Annotated in this window: 5 protein-coding genes, 1 tRNA gene and 1 rRNA gene; all 7 read left to right on the forward strand. The window is 47.8% G+C overall.

The window, feature by feature from the left end; all coding sequences use genetic code 11:
- The first annotated feature begins 9 nt into the window (after positions 1 to 9).
- The 7 genes from rrf to ACZYR9_RS27050 all read left to right on the forward strand — a co-directional run bounded on the left by rrf (position 10) and on the right by ACZYR9_RS27050 (position 6225).
- A 5S ribosomal RNA gene (gene rrf / locus ACZYR9_RS27020) occupies positions 10 to 126 on the forward strand.
- A gap of 172 nt (positions 127 to 298) precedes the next feature.
- Positions 299 to 1756 carry an IMP dehydrogenase gene (gene guaB, locus ACZYR9_RS27025; protein ID WP_488981448.1) on the forward strand — a complete coding sequence of 486 codons (1458 nt, stop codon included), beginning with the start codon at positions 299 to 301 and terminating at the stop codon, positions 1754 to 1756.
- Positions 1757 to 1884: 128 nt separating this feature from the next.
- Positions 1885 to 3180 (forward strand): D-alanyl-D-alanine carboxypeptidase family protein, encoded by a 1296-nt coding sequence (locus ACZYR9_RS27030; RefSeq protein ID WP_488981449.1) that lies wholly within the window; start codon positions 1885 to 1887, stop codon positions 3178 to 3180.
- A gap of 120 nt (positions 3181 to 3300) precedes the next feature.
- Positions 3301 to 4182 carry a pyridoxal 5'-phosphate synthase lyase subunit PdxS gene (pdxS, locus tag ACZYR9_RS27035; RefSeq protein ID WP_488981450.1) on the forward strand — a complete coding sequence of 294 codons (882 nt, stop codon included), beginning with the start codon at positions 3301 to 3303 and terminating at the stop codon, positions 4180 to 4182.
- 38 nt (positions 4183 to 4220) lie between these two features.
- Complete coding sequence (gene pdxT / locus ACZYR9_RS27040; protein ID WP_488981451.1) at positions 4221 to 4793, forward strand: pyridoxal 5'-phosphate synthase glutaminase subunit PdxT; 573 nt, start codon at positions 4221 to 4223, stop codon at positions 4791 to 4793.
- A gap of 11 nt (positions 4794 to 4804) precedes the next feature.
- Positions 4805 to 6088 (forward strand): serine--tRNA ligase, encoded by a 1284-nt coding sequence (gene serS / locus ACZYR9_RS27045; RefSeq protein WP_488981452.1) that lies wholly within the window; start codon positions 4805 to 4807, stop codon positions 6086 to 6088.
- 47 nt (positions 6089 to 6135) lie between these two features.
- A tRNA-Ser gene (locus tag ACZYR9_RS27050) sits at positions 6136 to 6225 on the forward strand.
- Positions 6226 to 6407: the final 182 nt, after the last annotated feature.

Consider the following 6407-nt stretch of genomic DNA (forward strand, 5'->3'; position numbering starts at 1 on the left):
AACTCTTAGTTTGGTGATGATGGCGGAAGGGAACCACGCGTACCCATACCGAACACGACCGTTAAGCCTTCCAGCGTCGATGGTACTTGGACCGCAGGGTCCTGGGAGAGTAGAACGTCGCCAAGCACAAAAAGAGTCTTTTTGGATATTGATCCGAAGAGGCTCTTTTTTGTGTAAATTGGCATACTAGTTATGAAAAACATTGAAAATCTTCACGACTTTGTGCTTGACACCAAAAATGGGCTTTTGATAAGATTGCAATAATATCTTTCGGGATGTAAATAAGGAGGATCATTTTGTGTGGGAAACTAAGTTTGCTAAAGAAGGACTGACATTTGACGACGTTTTGCTTGTTCCGCGTAAATCGGACGTTTTCGGTAAAGAAATTGATATTTCAACTCATTTGACTAATCAAATCAAGCTAAACATTCCGTTTCTCAGCTCGGCGATGGATACAGTAACGGAATCCGCGTTAGCTATTGCTATGGCTCGAGAAGGCGGAATTGGTATCATTCATAAAAACATGACGATTGCTCAACAAGCGGAGGAAGTTGATCGCGTGAAGCGCTCCGAGAGTGGCGTTATCACGAATCCATTCTCTCTAACACCGGAGCACCATGTTTATGACGCCGAAGCATTAATGGCTAAATACCGGATCTCCGGAGTACCGATTTGTGATGAGAACAACAAATTGGTTGGTATTTTGACAAACCGTGATCTTCGTTTTGTCCATGATTACTCCATCAAGATTAAAGAAGTAATGACAAGAGAAGAGCTTGTAACGGCTCCTGTGGGAACTACGCTTCAAGAGGCTGAAGTGCTTCTGCAGAAACACAAGATCGAGAAGCTGCCTTTGGTTGATGAGAACATGATTTTAAAAGGCCTTATCACGATTAAGGATATTGAAAAAGCAATTCAATTCCCGAACGCGGCGAAGGATAAGCATGGCAGGCTGCTCGCAGGTGCGGCGGTCGGCGTATCCAAAGATGTGATGGAACGGACGGCTGCACTGGTCGACGCAGGGGTTGATTTGATCGTTGTAGATTCCGCCCACGGGCATCATATCAATATTCTCAATACGGTAAAGAAAATTCGTGAACAATATCCGGACCTGCCGATTTGTGCCGGTAACGTAGCTACCGGTGAAGGAACAAGAGACTTGATCGAAGCTGGAGCAAGCATCGTTAAAGTCGGGATCGGTCCTGGATCGATCTGTACGACACGGATTATTGCAGGAATCGGCGTACCGCAGATTACAGCCATTTTTGACTGTGCTTCGGTCGCGAGAGAATATCAAGTGCCGATTATTGCAGACGGCGGCATAAAGTACTCAGGGGACGTTGCCAAAGCCATCGCGGCAGGGGCCAGTGCAGTAATGATCGGTAGCCTGTTTGCAGGAACCGAAGAAAGTCCGGGCGAATCGGAAATTTTCCAAGGCCGCCGGTTCAAAGTTTACCGCGGCATGGGCTCTCTTGGAGCGATGAAAGAAGGCAGTAAGGATCGCTATTTTCAGGAGAACGAAAGCAAACTGGTTCCAGAAGGAATCGAGGGACGGGTACCGTACAAAGGACCTTTGGCAGACACGCTCTATCAATTGGTTGGCGGCCTCCGGTCAGGTATGGGATACTGCGGAGCGAAAGACATCAACGCGCTCATCAACGAAACAACATTCATTCGTATCACGGGTGCCGGCCTTCGGGAAAGCCATCCGCATGACATTCAGATTACCAAGGAAGCACCAAACTACTCTCTATAAAATTGAACCACACATAACATACAAGACGGAAGCTATGGCTTCCGTTTCTTGTTTTTGTACAGCTTCACAGGCATGTGGTACAATAAAACAGGCTTGTTTATGCATTAGATGAAATTTTAAAACTGGGAGTGAGATGGTTGTTTCGTTATGTAAAAAGAATTTGTTCTGTCGTAGCTGTCACCCTATTGTTAAACGCGTCACTTACTCTGGTTCAGCCAACACCGGTTCAAGCGGCGGATACCCCTGTGGATTTAAAGCTTAATGCAAAATCCGCTATATTGATGGAAGCGAGCACAGGCCAGATTTTATATGAATATAACGCTGACGAAGCCTTGCCTCCAGCAAGTATGGCTAAGATGATGACAGAATATTTAGTCATGGAGGCAATAAAATCCGGAAAAATCGAAAAATCGAGCATGGTAACCACCAGCAAATACGCATCCGACGTCATCGGTTCACAAATTTTGTTGGCCGATGGGGAACAGGCTACAGTAGATGATATGTTCTCCGCATTATCCATATACTCGGCAAATGATGCGGCAGTAGCGCTAGCCGAGCAAATAGGCGGAACGGAAGAGAATTTCGCTAAAATGATGAACGAGAAAGCCAAAGAATTCGGTTTGTCGGAAGAGGCTCATTTTATTAATGCAACGGGGTTAAATCGAGCCGACCTCGGTCAGTACGCTCCGAAGGAATTGCAGGGGGAAACGCTCCTTTCTGCAAGAGATGCGGCTATTATTGCCTACAACATTTTGAAGGATCATAAGGAAGTGCTGGAATATACGAAAATCCCGGCAAAAAAGTTCCGCGAGAGAGATGCAGCACCGATGATCAACTGGAACTGGATGCTGTGGGATAATCGCAACACGATCAATTTTAAGCGGTATGCTTATGAAGGTCTCGACGGTCTAAAAACAGGGAGCACGAAGGAAGCAGGGTATTGCTTTACGGGAACGGCGGAACGCAATGGGATGAGGCTAATCAGCGTTGTAATGGGAACTCCAACGGAGCCGAGCCGGTTTGAAGAGACCCGCAAGGTACTCGATTATGGCTTCACCAATTTCGAATTGAAACAGGTCCTGGGTGCGAAAGCTGAAATAGATTCCATGAAAACAGTGAATATTAAGAAGGGTGTGGAAACACAAGTACCGGTTGTTACGGAAAACGCAGTTTCCATTGTTGCCAAAAAAGGCGCCGCGGCTGACCAGTTCACCATTACAGCGGCACCCGCAGAGGATAGCAAGCTTGTTGCTCCCATTACCCAGGGTCAGGTGCTTGGTACGGTAAAAATCACCTATGATGGCAAAGAACAGACTGCCAATCTGGTGGCGGCCGCTGACGTGGAGCAAGGAAGCTGGATCCGGTTGTTCTTCAGAGCGATTAAGGACTTTTTTGTGGATACTGTCAAAGGCGTCACCGGTTGACAAAATCCGATAAAACGGGTTGTTTATTTGGCGCTCTTGATGTAAAATATTTGTTTAGTTAGTTTGTCCTATTTAGGCGGATCGTGGAAATAAATCGATATGTTGTGGGAGGATTCGGAAATGGAAACAGGTACATCGCGCGTTAAAAAAGGTATGGCTGAAATGCAAAAAGGCGGCGTCATCATGGACGTTATGAGCGCGGAGCAGGCCCGTATCGCTGAAGCGGCCGGCGCATCCGCTGTTATGGCACTGGAAAGAGTGCCTTCTGATATTCGTGCGGCCGGCGGTGTCGCTCGTATGGCGGATCCTACGATCGTAGAAGAGGTAATGAAGGTCGTATCCATCCCTGTTATGGCAAAAGCACGTATCGGCCATTATGTAGAGGCAAAAGTGCTGGAATCGATGGGCGTAGACTATATCGATGAGAGCGAAGTCCTTACTCCGGCGGATGAAGTGTTCCATATTAACAAGCATGAGTTCACTGTACCGTTCGTTTGCGGTGCAAGAGATCTTGGCGAAGCGCTTCGCAGAATCGGGGAAGGCGCATCGATGATTCGTACAAAGGGTGAGCCGGGAACGGGAAATATCGTTGAAGCGGTTCGTCATATGCGTATGATTACAGGACAAATTCGCAAAATCCAGTCGTTGTCCAAAGACGAGCTGATGGCTGAAGCGAAAAACCTGGGAGCTCCGTATGAGCTGCTGCTTCAAGTACACGAAACAGGACGTCTTCCCGTTGTAAACTTTGCTGCAGGCGGTGTGGCTACACCTGCTGATGCCGCGCTGATGATGCATTTAGGTTCGGACGGCGTATTTGTAGGCTCCGGTATTTTTAAATCGGACAACCCTGAAAAATTTGCAAAAGCGATTGTTGAAGCAACTACGCACTATACCGATTACGAGCTGATTGCAAATATTTCGAAAAATCTCGGAACGCCGATGAAGGGTATTGAAATCTCCAAGCTGCACGCATCCGAGCGGATGCAAGAGCGCGGTTGGTAATCCATTTTTTGTTTGGTTCGGGAAGAAGGTAGTGTGAGATGAACATCGGAGTTTTAGCGCTGCAGGGTGCCGTAGCTGAACATATTAACATGATCGAAAAAGCCGGGGCTCAGGGCGTAGCCGTTAAAAGAGTGGAGCAGCTGCAGGAGATCGACGGAATCATTATTCCCGGCGGGGAAAGCACTACGATCGGCAAGCTCATGCGGACCTATCAATTTCTGGATGCCCTACGCGAATTTTCGCGGCAGGGCAAGCCGGTTTTCGGCACCTGTGCGGGCTTGATTGTTCTTGCAAAAAGCATTGCTGAGCAGGAAGAGGCGCACCTGGGGCTGATGGATATCGAGGTGCAGCGAAACGCTTTTGGGCGGCAGCGTGAAAGCTTTGAAACGGACTTGGATATCAAAGGTATCGATAAGGATGTTCGCGCTGTATTTATTCGCGCTCCTTTGATTCTCAAGGTGGGCGATAATGTGGACGTGCTATCAACCTATCGTGACCAGATCGTGGCCGCTAGACAAGGGCATTTGTTGGCAGCCTCGTTTCATCCGGAATTAACCGATGATGAGCGGATGCACGCTTATTTTATAGACATGGTACGTGAGACGAGGTAGGAGGGATCTCCTTGTTGGATGTAAAATTGCTGCGCAGCGATATGGATAAAGTAAAACAGGCTATGAAAAATCGGGGTGGAAGCAACCTCGAGGAGCTGGACCGTTTTACCAGTCTGGATTTAAAGCGCAGAGAACTTTTACAAGAAGTGGAACAGCTGAAAAACCGCCGCAATGTAGTATCGCAGGAAGTGGCTCAGCTGAAGAAGGCTAAAGAAGATGCGAATCATCTGATTGAAGAAATGAAGGTTGTCGGAGACCGTATCAAAACGCTGGATGAAGAAATTCGCGTTCTGGAATCGGAGCTCGATGCGATCGTGCTGGCTATTCCTAATGTTCCTCAAGACGGGGTGCCGGTAGGAGCATCCGAGGAAGACAACGTAGAAATTCGCCGTGTGGGTGAAGTGGCAGGTTTTTCGTTCGAGGCGAAGCCGCATTGGGAATTGGCGCAGTATCTGGATATATTGGATTTTGAATCCGCTGCAAAGGTGACAGGTTCACGCTTTGTATTTTATAAAGGGCTTGGTGCACGACTAGAGCGGGCTTTAATGAACTTTATGATGGACCTGCATGCTGACCAGCATGGGTATCAAGAGATGCTTCCGCCGTATATCGTAAACCGCGATAGTTTAATGGGAACGGGCCAGCTGCCAAAGTTTGCAGAGGATGTTTTTCAGCTGGAAGGAACCGATTATTTCTTGATTCCTACGGCTGAAGTTCCGGTGACCAACTATCATCGGGATGATATTCTTTCCTTGGAGGATTTGCCGAAGTATTTTGTAGCGTTCAGCGCCTGCTTCCGTTCAGAGGCCGGTTCAGCCGGACGCGATACTCGTGGGCTGATCAGACAGCATCAATTCAACAAGATTGAACTGGTGAAGCTGACCGCCCCGGAGCAGTCCAATGAGGAGCTTGAGAAGCTGACGATGGACGCAGAGAAGGTGCTTCAGCTGCTTCGGCTGCCTTACCGTGTTTTATCGCTCTGTACGGGCGATATGGGCTTCTCGTCGGCCAAGACGTACGATCTTGAGGTATGGCTGCCGAGCAGCAATACGTATCGCGAGATTTCGTCCTGCAGTAACTTTGAGGATTTCCAAGCACGCCGAGCAAATATTCGTTTCCGCCGGGACGCCAAAGCGAAGCCGGAATTCGTGCATACGCTCAACGGATCGGGGTTGGCTATTGGCCGAACCGTAGCTGCCATTCTGGAGAATTACCAACAGGAAGACGGCAGTGTATTAATTCCGGAAGTGCTTCAGCCGTATATGGGTAATGTAACGAAAATCAGTAAAAAATAGAACTTGATAATGCTTAAGTTTTTGTGATACAATGCTTGTTGTCACCCGGAGAGGTGGTCGAGTGGTTTAAGGCAGCGGTCTTGAAAACCGCCGTGGTCGTGAGGTCACCGTGGGTTCGAATCCCACCCTCTCCGCCATTTATATCATAAATGGTACATAACAACCAAAAAACAGCGATCCTGAAAAGGATCGTTCAGACTGTTGAGAAAGTCTCAACAGTCTTTCTATTTACAATAATAATTTATCACGACACCGCGGTAATGTGGTATAATATAGGCAATGATATGATTAAGCAGAAAGCGCGGTGTTTCTCATGTTG

Source organism: Paenibacillus sp. F024, assembly GCF_057814255.1.